General features: G+C 53.3%; 18 protein-coding genes. 9 read left to right on the forward strand and 9 right to left on the reverse strand.

Going from position 1 to position 17,498, the window contains the following annotated elements; all coding sequences use genetic code 11:
* Positions 1–24 precede the first annotated feature (24 nt).
* Positions 25–1,587, forward strand: a complete 1,563-nt coding sequence (gene mqo, locus GN242_RS20510; RefSeq protein WP_154754147.1) for a malate dehydrogenase (quinone) — start codon at positions 25–27, stop codon at positions 1,585–1,587.
* A 142-nt stretch (positions 1,588–1,729) separates the two neighbouring features.
* On the opposite strand, the gene GN242_RS20515 is transcribed toward mqo, so the two are convergent.
* Positions 1,730–2,314, reverse strand: coding sequence for a LysE family translocator (locus tag GN242_RS20515; protein ID WP_156288124.1), 585 nt, complete (start codon positions 2,312–2,314; stop codon positions 1,730–1,732).
* Between the two features lie 152 nt (positions 2,315–2,466).
* Here GN242_RS20515 and GN242_RS20520 point away from each other — a divergent pair, with 152 nt between their 5' ends.
* Positions 2,467–3,903, forward strand: a complete 1,437-nt coding sequence (locus GN242_RS20520; protein ID WP_156288366.1) for an aminotransferase-like domain-containing protein — start codon at positions 2,467–2,469, stop codon at positions 3,901–3,903.
* 36 nt (positions 3,904–3,939) lie between these two features.
* On the opposite strand, the gene GN242_RS20525 is transcribed toward GN242_RS20520, so the two are convergent.
* A complete protein-coding gene (locus GN242_RS20525; RefSeq protein WP_154754145.1) occupies positions 3,940–4,563 on the reverse strand; it encodes a glutathione S-transferase family protein in 624 nt (207 codons plus the stop codon).
* Positions 4,564–4,676: 113 nt separating this feature from the next.
* Here GN242_RS20525 and GN242_RS20530 point away from each other — a divergent pair, with 113 nt between their 5' ends.
* Positions 4,677–5,528: a PhzF family phenazine biosynthesis protein gene (locus GN242_RS20530; protein WP_156288125.1), complete on the forward strand. Its 852-nt coding sequence runs from the start codon at positions 4,677–4,679 to the stop codon at positions 5,526–5,528.
* Positions 5,529–5,570: 42 nt separating this feature from the next.
* Here the strand turns inward: GN242_RS20530 and GN242_RS20535 are convergent, their stop codons facing one another.
* Positions 5,571–6,329 carry an SDR family NAD(P)-dependent oxidoreductase gene (locus tag GN242_RS20535; protein WP_156288126.1) on the reverse strand — a complete coding sequence of 253 codons (759 nt, stop codon included), beginning with the start codon at positions 6,327–6,329 and terminating at the stop codon, positions 5,571–5,573.
* A 115-nt stretch (positions 6,330–6,444) separates the two neighbouring features.
* On the opposite strand from GN242_RS20535, the gene GN242_RS20540 reads away from it, so the two are divergent.
* Positions 6,445–7,344 carry a LysR family transcriptional regulator gene (locus GN242_RS20540; protein ID WP_154754142.1) on the forward strand — a complete coding sequence of 300 codons (900 nt, stop codon included), beginning with the start codon at positions 6,445–6,447 and terminating at the stop codon, positions 7,342–7,344.
* Between the two features lie 56 nt (positions 7,345–7,400).
* Complete coding sequence (yhjD, locus tag GN242_RS20545; RefSeq protein WP_154754141.1) at positions 7,401–8,414, forward strand: inner membrane protein YhjD; 1,014 nt, start codon at positions 7,401–7,403, stop codon at positions 8,412–8,414.
* Between the two features lie 35 nt (positions 8,415–8,449).
* Here the strand turns inward: yhjD and GN242_RS20550 are convergent, their stop codons facing one another.
* The 5 genes from GN242_RS20550 to GN242_RS20570 all read right to left on the reverse strand — a co-directional run bounded on the left by GN242_RS20550 (position 8,450) and on the right by GN242_RS20570 (position 13,017).
* The gene (locus GN242_RS20550) at positions 8,450–9,220 is read right to left on the reverse strand and encodes a CDP-diacylglycerol diphosphatase (RefSeq protein WP_156288127.1); all 771 of its coding nucleotides are present in this window, start codon (positions 9,218–9,220) and stop codon (positions 8,450–8,452) included.
* Positions 9,221–9,402: 182 nt separating this feature from the next.
* Entirely contained in the window at positions 9,403–10,392 is a 990-nt protein-coding gene (locus tag GN242_RS20555; protein WP_156288128.1) for a sulfate ABC transporter substrate-binding protein, read from the reverse strand.
* Positions 10,393–10,536: 144 nt separating this feature from the next.
* Positions 10,537–11,499 carry a 6-phosphofructokinase gene (gene pfkA / locus GN242_RS20560; protein ID WP_154754138.1) on the reverse strand — a complete coding sequence of 321 codons (963 nt, stop codon included), beginning with the start codon at positions 11,497–11,499 and terminating at the stop codon, positions 10,537–10,539.
* Positions 11,500–11,712: 213 nt separating this feature from the next.
* Entirely contained in the window at positions 11,713–12,615 is a 903-nt protein-coding gene (fieF, locus tag GN242_RS20565) for a CDF family cation-efflux transporter FieF (protein WP_154754137.1), read from the reverse strand.
* Between the two features lie 102 nt (positions 12,616–12,717).
* Positions 12,718–13,017 carry a TM2 domain-containing protein gene (locus GN242_RS20570; RefSeq protein ID WP_154754136.1) on the reverse strand — a complete coding sequence of 100 codons (300 nt, stop codon included), beginning with the start codon at positions 13,015–13,017 and terminating at the stop codon, positions 12,718–12,720.
* A 282-nt stretch (positions 13,018–13,299) separates the two neighbouring features.
* Here GN242_RS20570 and GN242_RS20575 point away from each other — a divergent pair, with 282 nt between their 5' ends.
* The gene (locus GN242_RS20575; RefSeq protein ID WP_154754135.1) at positions 13,300–14,121 is read left to right on the forward strand and encodes an FkbM family methyltransferase; all 822 of its coding nucleotides are present in this window, start codon (positions 13,300–13,302) and stop codon (positions 14,119–14,121) included.
* A gap of 126 nt (positions 14,122–14,247) precedes the next feature.
* Here the strand turns inward: GN242_RS20575 and cpxP are convergent, their stop codons facing one another.
* Positions 14,248–14,748, reverse strand: coding sequence for a cell-envelope stress modulator CpxP (gene cpxP / locus GN242_RS20580; RefSeq protein WP_154754134.1), 501 nt, complete (start codon positions 14,746–14,748; stop codon positions 14,248–14,250).
* A gap of 152 nt (positions 14,749–14,900) precedes the next feature.
* Between cpxP and cpxR the strand changes: the two genes are divergently transcribed.
* From cpxR to trmL, 3 genes are read left to right on the forward strand one after another with little or no spacing between them, the layout of a single operon-like run.
* Entirely contained in the window at positions 14,901–15,602 is a 702-nt protein-coding gene (cpxR, locus tag GN242_RS20585; protein ID WP_154754133.1) for an envelope stress response regulator transcription factor CpxR, read from the forward strand.
* Positions 15,599–16,978: an envelope stress sensor histidine kinase CpxA gene (gene cpxA / locus GN242_RS20590; RefSeq protein WP_154754132.1), complete on the forward strand. Its 1,380-nt coding sequence runs from the start codon at positions 15,599–15,601 to the stop codon at positions 16,976–16,978. The genes cpxR and cpxA overlap by 4 nt, the downstream gene beginning before the upstream one ends.
* 39 nt (positions 16,979–17,017) lie before the next feature.
* Positions 17,018–17,491 carry a tRNA (uridine(34)/cytosine(34)/5-carboxymethylaminomethyluridine(34)-2'-O)-methyltransferase TrmL gene (gene trmL, locus GN242_RS20595; protein WP_154754131.1) on the forward strand — a complete coding sequence of 158 codons (474 nt, stop codon included), beginning with the start codon at positions 17,018–17,020 and terminating at the stop codon, positions 17,489–17,491.
* Positions 17,492–17,498: the final 7 nt, after the last annotated feature.

A 17,498-nucleotide genomic window follows, 5' to 3' on the forward strand; every position in this document is an offset into this window, starting at 1 on the left:
CCTTCAACACGGAGATGTCGTCTCATGCGCAAACTGGCAGTAGAGAAGCACGTCGATGTATTACTGATCGGGGGTGGCGTGATGAGCGCAACACTCGGTACCTACCTGCAAGAGCTGGAGCCGGAATGGCGCATCGGCATGGTAGAGCGTCTGGATGGTGTGGCCGAGGAGAGCTCAAACGGCTGGAATAACGCCGGTACCGGCCATTCAGCCCTGATGGAGCTGAACTATACCCCGGAGAACGCGGACGGTTCTGTCGATATTAAAAAAGCGGTGGCGATTAACGAAGCCTTCCAGATCTCCCGTCGCTTCTGGGCGCATCAGGTGCAGCGTAATGTTCTGCACGATCCGCGCAGCTTTGTCACCAGCGTCTCACATATGAGCTTCGTCTGGGGCGAAGAAAACGTCTCATTCCTGAAGAAAAGATTCACCGCCTTGCAGCAGAGCACCCTGTTCCGCGGCATGGAGTACTCTGAAGATCCATCGCAAATCAAAGAGTGGGTGCCGCTGGTAATGGAAGGGCGTGACCGCACGCAGAAAGTTGCCGCGACGCGTATTCCCACCGGAACCGATGTGAACTTCGGTGAAATCACGCGCCAGCTGGTGGCATCTCTGCAAAAAAGCAAAAACTTTGAACGCCAGACCAGCCATGAAGTACGCGCGATTAAACGCAACGACGATGGCAGCTGGAGCATCACCGTATCCGACCTGAAAAACCACGATGAGAAAACAGTGATCAGGGCGAAATACGTGTTTATTGGTGCCGGTGGTGCTGCGCTGACGCTGTTGCAGGAGTCCGGTATTCCGGAAGCAAAAAACTATGCCGGCTTCCCGGTCGGCGGCGAATTCCTCGTAACCGACAACCCGGAAATAGTGCAGCGTCATCACTCTAAGGTGTATGGCAAGGCCTCGGTTGGTGCGCCGCCGATGTCGGTTCCGCATCTGGATTCCCGTACGCTGGACGGCAAGCAGGTACTGCTGTTTGGGCCGTTCGCCACTTTCTCCACCAAGTTCCTGAAACAGGGCTCGTTGTGGGATATGTTCGGCTCCATTACCCCATCGAACCTGATGCCGATGGTTCGCGTTGGCCTCGACAACTTTGACCTGGTGAAGTATCTGGTAGGTCAGGTGATGCTGAACGAAGATGACCGCATCAACGCCGTACGCGAATACTTCCCGGAAGCGCAAAAAGCCGACTGGCGCCGGGTGAAAGCTGGCCAGCGTGTGCAGATTATTCAAAAAGATGCTGAAAAAGGCGGCGTGCTGAAACTGGGTACCGAAGTTGTGACCTCGCAGGACGGGACGATTTCGGCCCTGCTCGGCGCCTCACCTGGAGCGTCTACCGCTGCACCGATTATGCTGGAGCTGATGAGCAAAGTGTTCAAAGAGCAGATGGTGTCAGCCGACTGGCAGAGCAAGCTGAAGGCGATTATTCCATTCTACGGTCAGCGCCTGAACGGTAACGTAGCCGCTACAGAGCGCGAGCTGGCAGAAACCAGCCGCATTCTGCAACTGGATTACGCGCCAATGAATCCGGCCGCCAACGACGAACCCGTTGTGACGGTGGACTCTGTGATCGGCAAATAAGATGTAACGGGCGCGGCATGCCACGCCTCTACAGAGTTTTACGGTTTTTGCCGATGCCGGGGCCAGGCGTGTCGCCGCCCTGTAAGCTTTTGCAATTAGCTTTAGGGGTCAGGCATGCCTGACCCGCCTCTCTCTGCAATGACTACAGATTAACTGCCTCCACCAGCATCCACATCGTTGTGGCCAGCAGTGACAGCGCCATCAGACTGTTAAACAGCTGTAGCTTCCACGCCACCTGCAAATGTTTCCCCAGCCTGTCGCCCATCATCGCCCAGATAAGAATGCACGGCAGATTCAGCGCCATAAAGCCCAGCATTACCGTGAGAATAGTGCTGTTCACCGTGTACATCAGCGCCACGTTAATCGCCATCAGCCACGCTTTGGGGTTCACTGCCTGGAACAGCACACCGCCTATAAAGGTCATTGGTCGCGCCTTCTCCCGCATTTCCGGCGCACCAGAGCGGAAGATCTTCCACGACAGCCATAAAAGATAGGTGCAGCCTGACAGCGTCAGCGGCAGACGCATCGCTCCCATCCATTGCAGCAGCACCTCAAGCATCGCCCCTGCCAGTGCAGTCTGTAATCCGCAGCCAATCATTACGCCGCTGACCATTGGCAAGGTGCGGCGTAAACCGAAGTTCACGCCTGAAGTCGCCAGCATCAGATTATTCGGGCCAGGGGTGATCGACATAACGGTGACATAGCTGATAAAAGAGGGATCAAGCATGATTTCTGTCCTGCATTTCAAAGGTGATTCTCAGTGTAATCAGCCGCCGACAATGGTAACAGATGCAGAAACTATGTATTGTTATGGGTACAAAAGCACAAAATAAACCACTGTACCCATATACTGAGGAGAGCATTGTGTCCATCGCTGAAATGCCGATAACGCTATACCATCAGCTGGCCGAAACTCTGGCTGAGGCGATCCATCAGGGTACCTATATGCCCGGCTGTCGCCTGCCTGCTATTCGTCGCTGTGCCAGCAACCATCAGGTCAGCGTAAACACCGTGCTCACCGCCTATCGCATCCTGGAAGATCGCGGACTGATTGAAGCCCGCCCGCAGTCGGGCTATTACGTGCGGGATACTCTTCCCTCACTGACCCGTCAGGCTTTTTCACGCACCAGCGTTCGCTCCCCGAGCAGTGAAAAACTTGATCTTATTGATACGGTATTCGCCGCACAGAACCATAGCGAGTACACCAATATTTCGCTGGCGTGCCCGCAGAGTGGTGATTTTTTCCCGACGGCGAAGATCGGCCGCATTATTGCCTCGCTGCTGCGGCGCGAGCCTGAGCTGATTGGCCGTTATGCGCTGCCACCGGGCAGCCTGCGCCTGCGGCGTGAAATTGCCCGCCGCTCCAGAGAGCTGGGAATTACCCTGAGCGCCGAAGATGTCACCCTGACACATGGCTGTATGGAAGCGTTGCAACTCGGCCTGCGTGCGGTTACCCGACCGGGAGACTGCGTGGGGGTAGAGACACCGACCTATTTTTATCTGTTCCCGCTGCTGGCCAGCCTCGGCCTGAAAGTCGTTGAGATACCGACGGATCCGCAATACGGGCTGTCGCTGGATGCTCTGGAGCTGCTGTTACAGGAGAAACGCATCCAGGCGCTGATTGCCATGCCGAATGCGCAGAACCCGCTGGGAAGCAGCATGACGCTGGAGGGTAAAAAGCGGCTGGCGCGGCTGGTAAATCACCATCAGGTACCGCTGCTGGAAGATGGCCTGTACACAGAGCTGCAATTTTGCTGGCCGTTAAGCCCGGCAGTGAAGGCCTTTGACGAGGACGGCTGGGTGATGTACTGCACCAGCTTTACCAAAACCGTCGCCCCTGATTTCCATCTTGGCTGGATAGCCGCCGGGCGTTTCAGCCAGCAGCTGGCGCGCCTGAAGGCGGTCTCCTCGCTGGCCGAGTCACGCCTGTTGTCAGAAGCTCTGGGGCATTTTCTCGAATCGGGCGGCTACGATCATCATCTGCGTACGCTGCGCCGCCGTTACGCGGCACAGCTGGAAGAGGCGCGCGGCATTATTGCCCGCCATTTCCCTCAGGGGACACGCGCCACCCGCCCCAGCGGCGGCTTTGTATTCTGGGTAGAGTTGCCGGGTAATGTCGACAGCGTCGAGCTGTTTCATCGCCTGTTGCAGGAGAAGATCTGCCTGACACCGGGAGCGCTTTATACGCTATCCGATCGCTGTAACAACGCGCTGCGCCTCTCATGCTGTTATCCGTTTGATGAACGCTATACCTGGGCGCTGAAACGCACCGGAGAAGTGGCTTGTGAAATGAGCGGGATTGCAGCAGGTATCTGAAGAGGGGCTGCCTGACAAAGCCAGCCCGCACAGCGTTTAAGGGGTACCGTTACGCCCCCAGTTGGCATAGCCTTTACGCGCCGTCAGACGTTCATAATAGGCGCGTACCGCAGGCAGCTCCACATGCTCCAGCGGCGTTTCATACCAGCGGTTAACGGACAGACCAATCGGAATATCCGCCAGAGAGAAAGAGTTCCCGGCCACATAAGCCCCGGTGCGCTCCAGCTGCTGGTTTAAAATCCCCATGGTATAGGCCCAGCCTTTTGACGCGGCGGCCAGCAGGCGCGGATCCTGATGTGCCGGAGAGTGGCGCACCAGCGACATAAATGCATAACGCCAGGAGGTGTTCAATTCGGTGGCCTGCCAGTCAATCCACTGATCGACCCGCGCACGCGCCTTCGCCTCAACCGGGTACAGGGCTTCGCCGCCGTAGGCGTTCGCCAGATAACGAATAATGGTGTTGGACTCCCACAAGATAAAATCACCGTCCTGAATCACCGGGATCAGCGCATTAGGATTCATCGCCTTAAATTCAGCCTCCTGCGGCGACTTAAAGCCATCGCCCCACTCCTCGCGGTGAAAGGCAATATTCAGTTCATCGCACAGCCACAGCACCTTTCTGACATTGATGGATGAAGCACGTCCGAGTATTTTCAGCATAAAATCATCACTTTTTTTAACCACTGTGGTTTATTAATACCCATAATAGTCGGTACTGACAACCGCCATTCAGGTCGTCAGCCCATGGAACCTTCTCACTGACAGGAAGAGCTATGACGCAATTACGCGCTTTTAAACAGGTCGATGTCTTTACTTCCACGCCGTACAACGGTAATCCACTCGCGGTGATTATGGATGCCAGCGGCCTTAGCGATGAGCAGATGCAGTCGATCGCCCGCTGGACTAACCTGTCGGAAACAACCTTTGTTCTTCCGCCCACCGACCCGGCTGCCGACTATCGGGTGCGTATTTTCACCCCGGATACGGAGTTCCCGTTTGCAGGCCATCCTACGCTCGGTACCGCGCATGCGCTGCTGGAGTCGGGTATCGTCCTGAAACAATCCGGCCAGATTATTCAGGAGTGCGGGTTGGGTCTGGTACGGGTAAAGATCAGTGAAGATGGTGCGCTGGCTTTTGCTGCCCCCGAAGCGATTCTTACTCCATTTAACGACGCGCCGATTAGTAATGCGCTGAACAGCAACCAGCTGGAAGAGCAGCTCCCGGTCATGATTGCCGATATGGGTATTCGCTGGCTGCTGGTGCCGATGACCTCGGCTGATGCCGTGCTGGCACTTAAGCCAAATGCAGTAGAGTTTGCCCGCCTGGTGCAGAAAGCCCGGGTTGATGGCGTGGCACCCTTTGGGCCGCTGGCTGGTGCAGATGAGCAATATGAAGTGCGTGGCCTGCTGATTGAGCAAGGGGCGCTGGCGGAAGATCCCGTTACCGGCAGCGCCAACGCCTGTCTGGCACGTTACTTCCAGGCACGTGGCGTGGAGCTGGATTATCGTGTGCGCCAGGGAACCGCCCTCAAACGTGCCGGCCGCCTCAGCGTGCGCTATGCAGCCGATGGTATCTGGATCGGCGGCCAGACCGTCACCGTCATCGACGGTAAAATTCGTCTGTAAAATGAAAAAAGGCGACCTGTCAGCGGGTCGCCCATACCTGCATTACAGGAACATCCCGCCTGACGCTTCAATACGCTGGCCGTTCACCCAGCGGCACTCCTCGCTAAACAGTGCCGCAACCGCATGACCGATATCATCCGGCAGCCCGACGCGCCCCAGGGCGGTCTGTGACGCCACAAAGGCATTCATTGCCGCATCATCACGCACTCGCCCGCCGCCGAAATCAGTCTCAATAGCCCCCGGGGCCAGGATATTAACCGCAATACCACGGGCACCCAGCTCTTTGGCCTGATAGCGCGTCAGCACTTCCATCGCTCCTTTCACCGCTGCATACGCACTGGAACCCGGCATGCTGAAACGGGCGAGGCCGCTGGAGACATTGAGGATACGCCCACCGTCAGCCATAAATGGCAGCAGGGTCTGGGTCAGGAAAAATGGCCCCTTAAAATGAACGTTCACCAGCTGGTCAAACTGCGCTTCCGTGGTATCAGTAAATGGCACATACAGACCTGTTCCTGCATTGTTTAATAAATAGTCAAAGGTTTCACGCTGCCAAACGGTTTTCAGCTGGCGAACAACTTTGGCGGCAAAAGCGCTGAAGCTGTGACTCTCCGCGACATCCAGTGGAAGAGCCACCGCACGGGCACCCAGCGCCTGAATGCGGGCAACTACGTCCTCCGCTTCCTGCTGCTGGCTACGATACGTCAAAATCACATCAATACCCTTCGCGGCGAGTTTCAGGGCTGCATTCTGGCCTAAACCGCGGCTGCCGCCGGTAATCAGTGCTATTTTCTGGCTCATTTTTTTCTCCAGGGAGTGGGCTGTGGACAAAAAAGAGGATATTACCTGCCAGCTGATCTATAAATGTCTTCAGATACGCTTCACTGTTCCATTAATCACAACAATGAGCAAAGTAATGGATAAAATTCACGCAATGCAGGTGTTTGTCAGAGTGGCGGAAATGCAGAGTTTTACCAAAGCAGCGGAGAGCCTGGGTCTGCCCAAGGGCAGCCTGTCGCGGCAGATCCAGGCGCTGGAAAATAGCCTCGGTTCACGTTTACTGCATCGCACAACCCGCCGGGTACAGCTTACCCAGGATGGACAGGTTTACTTTGAACGCTGCCGCGATGTGCTCGCCACGCTGGATGAGATGGACTCTCTGTTTCAACACGATCCGGCGACCCTGAGCGGGCGGCTGCGGGTCGATATGCCGGTCAGTCTGGCCAGTAACTATCTGATCCCGTTACTGCCAGACTTCCTGCAACACTATCCGGGAATTGAGCTGGAACTGAGCAGTAGCGACCGACGGGTGGATGTGATTCGCGAAGGTTTCGACTGCGTAGTGCGCGTTGGTGTGCTGGAGGATTCCGGGTTGATTGCACGTCATCTCGGCCATCTGCCGCTGATTAACTGTGCCAGCCCGGATTATCTGGCGCGTTTTGGTACGCCGGATTCGCTGGAAGATCTCTCTCAGCATGCGATGGTGCATTACAGTCAGCACCTGGGCGGGCAGCCTGGCGGCTTCGAATATGACGACGGTAAAACCACGCGGCTGATTAAGACCGGCGGAGTGATGACCGTGAACAGTACTGAGACCTACCGCGCCGCCTGTATCGCGGGGTTGGGGATTATCCAGGTACCGCGAGCAGGAGTATCGCAGGCATTAAAAGAGAAAAAGCTGGTGGAGATTATGCCGCAATTCCGGGCACCGGCAATGCCTGTATCCCTGCTCTATCCACACCGCCGTAACCTGGCGCGCCGGGTTCGGGTGTTTATTGAATGGATCAGCCAGGCGCTTGCACGTTACGTCACCTGATCAGCAGGCTATAATAAGCAGCAGTATGATATTTAAATAAGGATGAAGAAGGATTCATGGCAGAGAAGCAACAACGCACGACCCAACCCACTGAGCAACCAGCAGAGAAGCCGCTTATCAACCTGAAAACCGGTAACCCTACGGTGGATAAATCCCTGACACGTTTATCACGTTTTGTTGAGTGGTTCCGCGCTATTCCGGCGGTGGCGCATTTTATCCGTGCCGGTGAGCGCTTTAACGATCGTCTTGGCAGCCAGTTTGGCGCGGCGATCACTTACTTCTCATTTCTCTCACTGATTCCAATTTTGATGGTCTCATTTGCTGGCGTCGGTTTTGTACTGGCTTCCAATCCAGATCTGATGGCTAAACTTATCAACACCATCGTCAGTAATATCAGCGACCCCTCGCTGGCTGCTACGCTAAAGAGCACGGTAAATACCGCCATCCAGCAGCGTACCACCGTCGGTCTGACCGGTCTGCTGGTGGCGCTTTACTCCGGAATTAGCTGGATGGGAAATCTGCGTGAAGCGATACGCGCCCAGTCTCGCGATGTGTGGGAGCGCGCGCCGCAGGATCAGGAAAAAATCTGGTTTAAATATACACGCGACTTTATTTCACTGACCGGCCTGGTGCTGGCGCTGATTATTACGCTGTCGCTGACATCGATTGCCGGAGCGGCACAGGCGTCAATCGTTCATGCTCTGGGGCTGGATGGCATTGAATGGCTGCGTCCGGCGCTGACGCTGATCGCCCTGTCGATCTCCATTTTCGCCAACTACCTGCTGTTCCTGTGGATCTTCTGGATACTTCCGCGCCATAAGCCACGCAAGAAAGCCCTGTTCCGTGGCACGTTACTGGCGGCAATAGGTTTTGAAGTGATTAAATTTATTATGACCATTACCCTGCCCAAGCTGGCATCTTCACCTTCCGGTGCGGCATTCGGCTCAGTACTGGGACTGATGGCCTTTTTCTATTTCTTTGCACGTCTGACGTTGTTCTGTGCGGCCTGGATAGCCACCGCCCAATATAAGAATGACCCCGAAGCAGGGCAAAAAGACCAGACGAAATAGAGACCAAAGGGGCCGGACAGACGGCCCCTTTATTTTTAATGCCCGCCGCTCACCTTAAGTAAGGCACAGCTATGATCCTGTAACTCTTCTGCCGAAGCACGGTTCAGCATCAGCAAATTGCTTTTCACTACCATCATGGCCCGCTTGCCCTCGCCTAATGCGGCGATGGCGATACCGTAACTGCCCATATTCTCACGCGCCCCCGGCAGCTCATTGGCAAGGCGTATAAATGGGCTGGTGCGTTTAAATTCATCACGGGTTATCATTCTTATCTGATATTCATGCTCGCCAAGAAGCTGACTTTGCCATTTATCATTCAGGCGTGGAGCCAGTGCATCCAGCTGCTGCCGAATATCCGCACGCAGGCAGGAAATATGAATATGCAACTGATCCTGGGTACGTCCCCAGCGTGAATTAACCGCCAGTGAATAGACCTGATCATCAATAACTGCACCATATCTCTCTTCCATAAAATGGCGTGCGCGCCATGCTTCTGCCAGGTAGTTAGGCGAGGCCGGATTAAGCAGCTTTTGGCTCTCCACCCCTGTAACTTTCGCCACTGGCATCAGTAAAAATTGCAGTGCACCATTTCGGTCTTTTAATACGACATACCCATCCTGAATATTCACCTGCCGACAGGGGGACGGATCATTTCTTTGCTCCTGGCCGGGAACACACTGCTGACTGACTATTTTCCATAGCTGGTCAGAATTGTTTAAATAATTCAGAGCAATATAAGTACAGCAGACGGTTAACAGCACCACCATAGTAATCAGCGCAATTATAATCCGCCTTCGTCCCAGCATCTTTTCAAAACCTCTACATATTCGTTGTTCACAATGTAGTCTAAGCCGGGAAGAATATCATGTGAAATCATCACAAGGCGGAACTTTTACTGGAAAGTTACCATTGATTGAAACACTTAAATCAAATAACAAAAAAAGGGCCGACTAATGTCGACCCTCGATTGCAAATAACATCAAATAGACTAGCGTTTCATTACCTGGTCGTAGGTACCACCCTCTGCAAAGTGGGTTTTTTGTGCCTGTGCCCAGCCACCGAACTTATTATCGATAGTAAACAGTTTAACCGGCTGGAAGGTGCTGGCATATTTCTTCGCTACTGCCGCATCACGTGGACGATAGAAGTTCTGCGCGGCAATTTCCTGCCCTTCGGTTGAGTAGAGATACTTGAGATATTCATCAGCCACTTTACGGGTATCACGCTCGTCCACTACTTTGTCGACGACGGAGACCGTTGGTTCTGCGAGGATAGACTCACTGGGTGTGATGATATCAAACTGGTCTTTGCCCAGTTTGTTGACCGCCAGATACGCCTCGTTTTCCCATGCAATCAGCACATCACCGATGCCACGTTCAACGAAGGTATTAGTGGCACCACGTGCGCCGGAATCCTGCACTTCAACGTTTTTAAACAGCGCCTTCACATAGGCCTGGGCTTTCGCCTGATCGCCGTGATTCTGATCCAAAGCCCAACCCCAGGCTGCCAGATAGTTCCAGCGGGCACCGCCTGAAGTTTTCGGGTTTGGGGTAATAACAGAGACGCCAGGTTTAATTAAATCCTGCCAGTCATGAATTTGTTTCGGGTTGCCTTTACGTACCAGGAACACGATGGTGGAAGTATAAGGTGCGGAGTTATCCGGCAGACGTTTGATCCAGTTTTTATCAATGCGTCCCCGCTCGGCAATCGCATCAACGTCAGACGCCAGCGCCAGCGTTACCACATCGGCTTTAATACCGTTAATCACTGACGTCGCCTGCTTGCCAGAGCCGCCGTGTGACTGGCGGATCACCACGTTATCGCCAGTTTCCTGCTTGTAGTGCGCACTGAAAGCCTTGTTGTACTGTTCATACAGCTCACGGGTTGGATCATATGACACGTTCAGCAGCTGAATATCCTTCGCCAGCACGCTGGTTGAGGCCAGTAACAGGGTAATTCCCACACTCCACTTCTTCATTGCACGCACTCCCAAAGGTTTTATCTGGTAAGGAGCGTGACACAAAGTTTTGAGTGAATTAAAGAATTAAAAATTAGCTGTAATAACTATATGGAATAACGCTTTGCATAATAAAGGCGCTGACCCGCAGCGCCTTGTTTTTTATCAGTAAAGTTTTTTGGCGGTATCCAGCCAGTCACCTTTAAATGGACGCTTCATATTTTCAATGGCGTCGATGATGTCATGATGCACCATCTTCTCATTCTGAATACCCACGCAGCGACCGCCGTAACCCTGTAACAGCAGCTCGATGGAATAGGCACCCATACGTGAGGCGAGGATACGGTCATAGGCAACCGGCGCACCGCCGCGCTGAATATGGCCCAGCACCGTGGCACGTGTCTCGCGCTTGGTCTCTTCTTCGATGTATTTAGCCAGTTCGTCGATATCGCAGATGTGCTCGGTAATCGCTACGATGGCGTGTTTTTTACCTTTCGCAATACCGGCTTTAATCTCACCCACCAGCTCTTCGCGAGTGTATGGAATTTCCGGCAATACAATAAATTCGCAACCACCCGCAATCGCTGCCGCCAGGGTCAAATCACCGCAGTAACGTCCCATCACTTCTACGATGGAGATACGCTGATGTGAGGATGAGGTATCACGCAGACGGTCAATGGCCTCAACCACGGTTTCCAGCGCGGTGAAATAGCCAATGGTGTAATCCGTACCGGCTACGTCATTATCAATGGTGCCCGGCAGCCCAATACAAGGGAAACCCATCTCAGTCAGGCGTTTTGCACCCATGTAAGAGCCGTCACCGCCAATCACTACCAGCGCATCAATGCCGCGCTTTTTCATGTTCTCGATAGCAACCGTACGCACTTCATCATTACGGAACTCAGGGAAACGCGCCGAGCCCAGGAATGTGCCGCCACGATTAATCATATCTGACACGCTGTAGCGATCCAGGTTGACCATTCGGTCTTCATACAGGCCCAGATAGCCGTCATAAATACCACAAACTTCTAAACCTTCACTGAGTGCGGCGCGAACTACACCCCGGATCGCAGCATTCATACCTGGGGCGTCGCCGCCGCTTGTCAGTACACCGATTTTTTTGATCATGACAACCTCTGAACTTGATGATGCAAATGATGTGTTCTGGACGCCGGAGCGGGGTCGACAGCGTGCGAACGAGATAACCGACTCAATTAATGGCAATAGTATATCAAACCCTGCCAGCTGAATTGATTCAGGTCAGGCAACTTTCGGCTATTTTTTTTGCGCTGTATCACGTTTCAAACAGTGTAAACGCTAACCTTTTCATTTAAAAACGATTTACAACTCAAATTTACCCTGCGGCCTGTCAGGTAATACCGAGCAGGGATCCTGGTGAATAATCACATCGGAACCTGGAAACTTATGCAGCAGCGCCATTTCAACCTGCTCGGCTATCTGATGAGCCTGGTACAGCGGAAGATGATCGTCCATTTCCAGATGCAGCTGAATAAAGCGCGTCGGCCCGGACTGGCGGGTGCGGATATCATGCGCCCCCTGAACGCCAGGCCATGCTGCAATGATATCGACAATCGCCTGATGTTCTTCAACAGGAAGCGCACGATCAAGCAAAGCCTGAACAGCCTCATAGCCCATACGCAAAGCACTATACAAAATCCACACGCCAATCCCTAGCGCAAACAGGGCATCGGCACGATGGAAGCCATTCCAGCTTAATGCCAGCGCCAGCAGAATAGCACCGTTCATAACCACATCAGACTGATAGTGCAGCATATCGGCTCGAATAGCCTGACTGCGGGTACGGCGGACAACCCAGCGCTGGAAAGCAACCAGGATCAGCGTGGAGAAAAGGGCAATTACCGTCACCACCATCCCCACCAGCGGTGCTTTCATCGGCTCAGGAGAAGCAAGGTGCTGTAAACCCGTAAGGAATAAAAACAGCGCAGAGCCGGAGATAAACATGCTCTGCGCCAGTGCCGCGAGAGATTCAGCTTTGCCGTGACCGAAGGTGTGCTCTGCATCAGCGGGTTGCAGTGAGTAGCGCACCACCAGCAGGTTAGTCAGCGAAGCAGCAATATCCACCAGTGAATCCACCAGCGCTGCCAGCACGCTCACCGAACCGGTGTACCACCAGGCAAAAATTTTCATAATCAGCAGCAACGAAGCCAGTGCCGTAGCCGCAAGGGCCGCTGCATTGACCAGGCGCGCATAGTTCGCATTCATGGCATACCCCGGTGATATCGGAGAGCTAAGTATACTGGATTTCAGGCAAAAAAAAGCCCGCTGCTCGCGCGGGCTTCTTGCTCATCAATCTGAGTGCTGCTGCTAACCGTATCTGCGGGCGAACTCTTCATCGGAGGTGCACAGATAAATAATTGCTTCCACCAGCGCTACCAGTGCGGGGATGAACGTCCAGCAAAAAACAAGATACAAAATCCCCTGGCCGATTCTGTTTAAATAAAATTTATGCAGGCCAAAACTGCCTAAAAAGAGAGCCAGCAGAGCCGCTGCAATCTTGTTTTTCTTTCCAATACCCGTATTTTGCATTGCGCCACAATTTGGGCATACCAGCGCACTGCTGTGCACTTCCTTACCGCAGCCACGGCAAAAAACCATCCCTGACATATATCCTCCTGATAGATTTAAATTCCCGTAGATTATATGCGGATCTAAATCAATCCTATAGCTACGGGTGATGATAAAAAGTGCTATACGCACAGGCTGATAGCTTAGAATCCGCCGCCCTCTATCCCGGCTGTTATCGCCGGATAAATGCAGATAATAGCGAACATTGCGAGGGTTAAGTTGAAATTAATATCATATAATTTGTGTGATTTTTCTCCATCGCAACTTAGCTACTACCACATCAGCAGCGCCTGATGTTTTATCAAAAGGATCTTCACCCTTATGGACGAGAGCGATCGGTACAATTGCCAGTTATTTACCGTAGAAGACAGCCACTACCTGCTGACCAACGGGCCGGATTATATTAGCCGTGTATTGCGTAACGGGATTGCGTGGGAAACCGACACGCTCGCGATAGGCCAACGCCTGATTGAAGGTATCAGCGCCCCTGTACTGCTCGATATCGGTGCTAATCTGGGAGCATGGTCTGTCCCGATGGGCATCCATATTCGTCGTTCCGGCGGAAAGCTACATGCGTGGGAGCCTCAGCGTCAGGTCTACTATCAGCTCTGTGCCAATCTGTTTATTAATAATCTGACCCACTGCGTTGCACATCATGGAGCCATCGGTGATTACGCAGGGGAAATTGATGTGCCGGTGCTGGATGTTATGCAGGACGCCAATCTGGGAGCACTCTCACTGCTGCCTGAAGTTTATAAGTTTCAGCGGGAGCAAAAATCTGAGTATTGCGAGACGGTACCGATTACTACGCTTGATCTACTTAATCTTCCTCGCGCAGACCTGATAAAAATTGACGTTGAAGGGATGGAATATGAAGTATTGGCCGGTGGGAAAAACTGGCTGGAGCAGATGGACTACCCTCCGGTTATTTTTGAAATCTGGAGCGATACAATCTCGCCTACGAAGAGAAAACAGGAAAAGTTAATCGCGATGATGCGCGATGAGATGCAGTATGAAGTTGTACTGCTTGGAGAACTTGCCGTAGCCCAGCATAAGAACCATAAACGGCTGAACATTACGCTGCATAAACAGGGTTATTCTCTGGCAAAGCCCACTCATTTTGGGATGAGTTTCCTCCCTTAGAGGTTTAATTGCTCATTGTTCTGACAAGAAATTTAGAGCAAAAAAAACCCCGCCATCATGGCGGGGAAGACAGGGATGTGTCTATGGCAAGGAAAAACAGGGATACTTGGTACTGTCGGGACTACCTTACGGGGTACTACTTGCTGCCTGCAGCGGTGAAAACTGCTGCATATTTGTTAGCCTGCGCATCTCTTCAAAGCGCCGCTGATGTTTCTTTTCCAAAACGTCCTGCTGCTGTGGCGTTAACAGGTGATACATCTGGTTGCGAACCCTGGCCATCTCGACCTGGCGCGCTACCTCAGCCTGTGAAATTTTCTCCGCCTGAGCCTGATAGGCCGCTTGATCAAATTTATCTGCAATAATCAGTTCGTGAAGTCGTTCTAAATCGTTAATACTTATAGGAGAACGATCGTGTCGTGCCTGCTGCATCAGATCTCTCAGCTGCTGACGCTGCTGTTCTGTGAGGTTGATGCCATCAAACATATGACTCTGAGGAACCTGTCTCAGTGTACGGTTTGCTCCGTCATCCTGATGCATTTCGTCAGTCGTCGTGACGTTGTCAGCCCATGCGGCGGAGAGAGTGAGCATCAGCGCCGGAACCACAACGACGGCGGTAACTTTACGCATCGTTTACTCCCAAGTTTGTTTCCGTATTTCGATTCAACGAGAATGAGTCTACGGCCCCCGCTGCAAACATGCGTCAGGGGGTGTAAAACTACGTAAAGTCATGGATTGAGCGCATTCGTTCACGGTATTTTGCCTGCGGAGGGCAATAAAAAATGAATAAGATCCTGTTGGTTGACGATGACCGCGAATTGACTTCGCTGCTTAAAGAACTGCTTGAAATGGAAGGTTTTAATGTTCTGGTTGCCGGCGACGGCGAACAAGCACTGGCAATGCTCGACAGCACTGTCGATCTGCTATTACTGGATGTGATGATGCCGAAGAAAAACGGCATTGATACCCTGAAAGAACTGCGTCAGCAGCATCAGACGCCTGTCATTATGTTAACCGCACGCGGCAGTGAACTGGATCGTGTGCTTGGACTTGAACTGGGGGCTGATGACTATCTGCCTAAGCCGTTTAACGACCGTGAACTGGTTGCGCGTATACGCGCCATTCTGCGCCGTTCAAACTGGAGCGAACAGCAGCAGCAGCAGCACGACAACAGCTCACCAACGCTGGAAGTTGACTTACTGCGCCTGAATCCGGGCCGTCAGGAAGCCAGCTTTGACAATGAGACACTGGATTTAACCGGTACTGAATTTACGCTGCTCTACCTGCTTGCCCAGCATCTGGGGCAGGTGGTATCACGTGAGCATCTCAGCCAGGAAGTTCTGGGCAAGCGGCTGACACCGTTTGACCGGGCAATTGATATGCATATCTCTAACCTGCGGAGAAAACTGCCGGAGCGCAGGGATGGCCTGCCGTGGTTTAAAACACTGCGCGGTCGGGGATACCTGATGGTGTCTGCTACATGATATCCAGCCTGACCACCCGCATCTTTGCCATTTTCTGGCTAACTCTGGCACTGGTACTGATGCTGGTGTTAATGCTGCCCAAGCTTGACTCCCGTCAGATGACCCCGCTGCTGGATAGTGAGCAGCGGCAGGGATTGATGATTGAGCAGCACATTGAGGCGGAGCTGAGTCAGGATCCGCCCAATGATTTAATGTGGTGGCGCAGGCTGTTTCGCGCCATCGATAAATGGGCTCCGCCGGGTCAACGCCTGCTGCTGGTTACCAGCGAAGGGCGCGTGATTGGCGCACAGCATAGCGAAATGCAGGTGATCCGTAATTTTATCGGCCAGTCCGATAATTCCGATCATCCGCAGAAGAAAAAATATGGCCGACTGGAGATGGTCGGCCCGTTTTCCATACGGGATGGAGAAGATAATTATCAGCTGTATCTGATCCGTCCGGCGGGCAGTTCTCAGCTTGATTTTATCAACCTGCTGTTTGACCGTCCGCTATTGCTGCTGATTGTCACCATGCTGATTAGCTCCCCGCTGCTGTTGTGGCTGGCGTGGAGCCTGGCGAAACCGGCACGTAAGCTGAAACATGCGGCCGATGATGTTGCCGCGGGCAACCTGCGCCAGCGGCCTGAACTGGAGTCTGGCCCGCAGGAGTTTCTCGCAGCGGGTGCCAGCTTTAACCAGATGGTCAGTGCGCTGGAACGCATGATGACGGCCCAGCAGCGACTGCTGTCCGATATCTCCCATGAGTTGCGCACTCCGCTGACGCGTCTGCAACTGGCGACCGCACTCATGCGCCGCCGTCATGGTGAAGGCAAAGAGCTGGGACGCATCGAAATGGAGGCGCAAAGGCTGGATGGCATGATTAACGATCTGCTGGTGTTATCGCGTACTCAGCATACCAATGCGCTGGTCAGTGAGGCTATTAAGGCTAATCACCTGTGGTCTGATGTACTGGAAGATGCGCGCTTTGAAGCGGAACAGATGGGGAAAACCCTGGAAGTGCCATACCCGCCAGGGCCGTGGCCGCTGTACGGTAACCCCAGTGCGCTTGAAAGTGCGTTGGAAAATATTGTTCGTAACGCACTGCGCTATTCACATAGCAAGATTTCTGTCAGCTTTGCCGTGGATAAACAGGGTATTACCGTGCATGTTGACGATGACGGCCCGGGTGTCAGCCCGGAGGATCGTGAACAAATTTTCCGTCCATTCTATCGCACGGATGAAGCACGCGATCGTGAATCCGGCGGAACTGGTCTTGGGCTGGCAATCGTCGATAATGCTATCCAGCAGCATCGTGGCTGGGTCAAAGCTGATGACAGCCCGCTTGGCGGGTTGCGTCTGACACTCTGGCTACCGCTGTATACCACCAAGAGCGAATAATTTGCTATTCTTCGGCCCTCGTTCCTGAGGGCCTGTCAGATGCTAAATATCGTTTTATTCGAACCCGAAATCCCGCCGAACACGGGCAACATTATCCGCCTGTGTGCCAATACTGGCTTTAAACTGCACTTAATCGGGCCGCTCGGCTTTGCCTGGGATGACAAACGGCTGCGCCGTGCCGGGCTGGATTACCATGAATTCACCGCAGTTACCCACTATGACGGCTATGCGGCGTTTACAGCCGCAGAAGCGCCACAGCGCATCTTTGCCCTGACAACAAAGGGAACGCCTGCTCACAGCGCTGTGAGCTATCAGGCTGGGGATTATCTGCTGTTTGGCCCGGAAACACGCGGCCTGCCTGCTACCATCCTCGATGCGCTGCCTGCTTCGCAAAAAATCCGTATCCCGATGATGCCAGACAGCCGCAGCATGAATCTTTCGAACGCCGTTTCAGTGGTGGTTTATGAAGCGTGGCGGCAGCTGGATTACGCAGGGGCGTTAATTAAGAAGTAACGGAGGG

This window comes from Erwinia sorbitola, from assembly GCF_009738185.1.
Taxonomy (GTDB): domain Bacteria; phylum Pseudomonadota; class Gammaproteobacteria; order Enterobacterales; family Enterobacteriaceae; genus Erwinia; species Erwinia sorbitola.

Bases quoted from the DNA above. Each gene is read 5' to 3' on its own strand.
- GN242_RS20520 (WP_156288366.1), top strand. From the start codon at position 2,467: ATGCCGATAACGCTATACCATCAGCTGGCCGAAACTCTGGCTGAGGCG.
- fieF (WP_154754137.1), bottom strand. From the start codon at position 12,615: ATGAATGCGAACTATGCGCGCCTGGTCAATGCAGCGGCCCTTGCGGCT.
- GN242_RS20570 (WP_154754136.1), bottom strand. From the start codon at position 13,017: ATGTCAGGGATGGTTTTTTGCCGTGGCTGCGGTAAGGAAGTGCACAGC.
- GN242_RS20535 (WP_156288126.1), bottom strand. From the start codon at position 6,329: ATGAGCCAGAAAATAGCACTGATTACCGGCGGCAGCCGCGGTTTAGGC.
- GN242_RS20575 (WP_154754135.1), top strand. From the start codon at position 13,300: ATGGACGAGAGCGATCGGTACAATTGCCAGTTATTTACCGTAGAAGAC.
- mqo (WP_154754147.1), top strand. From the start codon at position 25: ATGCGCAAACTGGCAGTAGAGAAGCACGTCGATGTATTACTGATCGGG.
- GN242_RS20550 (WP_156288127.1), bottom strand. From the start codon at position 9,220: ATGCTGGGACGAAGGCGGATTATAATTGCGCTGATTACTATGGTGGTG.
- cpxR (WP_154754133.1), top strand. From the start codon at position 14,901: ATGAATAAGATCCTGTTGGTTGACGATGACCGCGAATTGACTTCGCTG.
- yhjD (WP_154754141.1), top strand. From the start codon at position 7,401: ATGGCAGAGAAGCAACAACGCACGACCCAACCCACTGAGCAACCAGCA.
- pfkA (WP_154754138.1), bottom strand. From the start codon at position 11,499: ATGATCAAAAAAATCGGTGTACTGACAAGCGGCGGCGACGCCCCAGGT.
- trmL (WP_154754131.1), top strand. From the start codon at position 17,018: ATGCTAAATATCGTTTTATTCGAACCCGAAATCCCGCCGAACACGGGC.
- GN242_RS20515 (WP_156288124.1), bottom strand. From the start codon at position 2,314: ATGCTTGATCCCTCTTTTATCAGCTATGTCACCGTTATGTCGATCACC.
- GN242_RS20530 (WP_156288125.1), top strand. From the start codon at position 4,677: ATGACGCAATTACGCGCTTTTAAACAGGTCGATGTCTTTACTTCCACG.
- cpxA (WP_154754132.1), top strand. From the start codon at position 15,599: ATGATATCCAGCCTGACCACCCGCATCTTTGCCATTTTCTGGCTAACT.
- GN242_RS20525 (WP_154754145.1), bottom strand. From the start codon at position 4,563: ATGCTGAAAATACTCGGACGTGCTTCATCCATCAATGTCAGAAAGGTG.
- GN242_RS20540 (WP_154754142.1), top strand. From the start codon at position 6,445: ATGGATAAAATTCACGCAATGCAGGTGTTTGTCAGAGTGGCGGAAATG.
- GN242_RS20555 (WP_156288128.1), bottom strand. From the start codon at position 10,392: ATGAAGAAGTGGAGTGTGGGAATTACCCTGTTACTGGCCTCAACCAGC.
- cpxP (WP_154754134.1), bottom strand. From the start codon at position 14,748: ATGCGTAAAGTTACCGCCGTCGTTGTGGTTCCGGCGCTGATGCTCACT.